The organism is Ruegeria discodermiae, from assembly GCF_030758345.1.
Classification (GTDB): domain Bacteria; phylum Pseudomonadota; class Alphaproteobacteria; order Rhodobacterales; family Rhodobacteraceae; genus Ruegeria_C.
This window is the reverse complement of sequence record NZ_JAVAMO010000060.1, coordinates 1-1,111: the sequence shown is the minus strand read 5'-3', so window position 1 is coordinate 1,111 and position 1,111 is coordinate 1. Positions and strand designations below refer to the sequence as shown.

Genomic DNA, 1,111 nt, shown 5'->3' with positions numbered 1-1,111 from the left:
GTTGTGCGTTCTTGCCGTGAACCGCGTTTTTCGGCGGAGGAATAATGATCTCAACCTCATGCCCGAACTTCTCGATCAGGCAGTCTGCCACGCCCTGGCCGTCATACGCACCATCCGCCAGAAACCGGCTCACATCGGCATCCATGTCGGATAGCAAGTGTGGCAGCGCCGTTTCATCGCCCACATGTTCCGTGGTCAACTCCGTCGCGGCGATATCACCGTTTTCCGGATCGAAGGCGATGTGGAGCTTGCGCCATGTTTTGCGGGCCTTCTTGGTGCTGTGCTTCTCTTCATACCAGTCGTTGCCGCCATGCACTTTCAGACCCGTGCTGTCCAGAATGAGGGTGGTTGGTTTACTCACAGCGCGCCGTTTTTGGGCGATCCTCAGCCCCTTGCCGCGTCGTGACAAGGTCGAGAAATCCGGCACCACAAGCTCCATGCCCATCAGCTTGGCAATCGACCGCATGAAGCCCTGAGTTTGTCTCAATGCTAGCCGAAACACGACCCGCAGAGTAAGGCAAATCTCGATCGCCAAATCGGTGTAGCGCGGCTGACCACCGCGTGTCTTGCGGCGTGGCGATGACCAATTCTGTGCCACTTCATCTGAAATCCAGATCGTCACATCGCCACGTTGTCGAAGGCTTTCGTTGTACGCCGACCAATTTGTGACCCGATACCTGGCCTTCGGGAACTTGTTCCTGAGGGCATGATTGAATTTGTAGGGCATCTACCGTCGCTCGCATCAGCGAAAACGCTGGAACTACCGCAACAGCTCGATCCCTGCAACACACCCCGTTGCCACCCAATCTTCCCGTTTCGCCTTGATGGCACCCCGGCCCCTGGCGATCCGCACATCCCGACCGGGAGGCACAACCGCCTCTACCGACTCCGCGTTTTCCGCATAGATTTCGTCAACATGCGCAATGCCGCGACGATCTTGTATTGCTTGAACGGATTCCCTTCCAAGCTTGACCAGATCTTCCATCCGAGCCCTCCTTTGTGTTGTCGCAGAGCTTGCCATAGTTTCCAGTTGAATAAGTTGACGCGGATCAAGGCGCCCGGCTGACGGCGAATGCTCAACCGCATCTCGACAAACCCACCTTCGCCGCAA

2 protein-coding genes are annotated in these 1,111 nt (G+C 56.8%); both read right to left on the bottom strand.

What is annotated here, in order from left to right; translation table 11 throughout:
* On the bottom strand, nt 1–727 hold a 727-nt coding region (locus Q5Y75_RS28340), incomplete at its 3' end, for an IS5 family transposase (protein ID WP_306203649.1).
* Nucleotides 728–760: 33 nt separating this feature from the next.
* Nucleotides 761–985 carry a hypothetical protein gene (locus tag Q5Y75_RS28335; protein WP_306203647.1) on the bottom strand — a complete coding sequence of 75 codons (225 nt, stop codon included), beginning with the start codon at nt 983–985 and terminating at the stop codon, nt 761–763.
* Between the last annotated feature and the right edge of the window lie 126 nt (nt 986–1,111).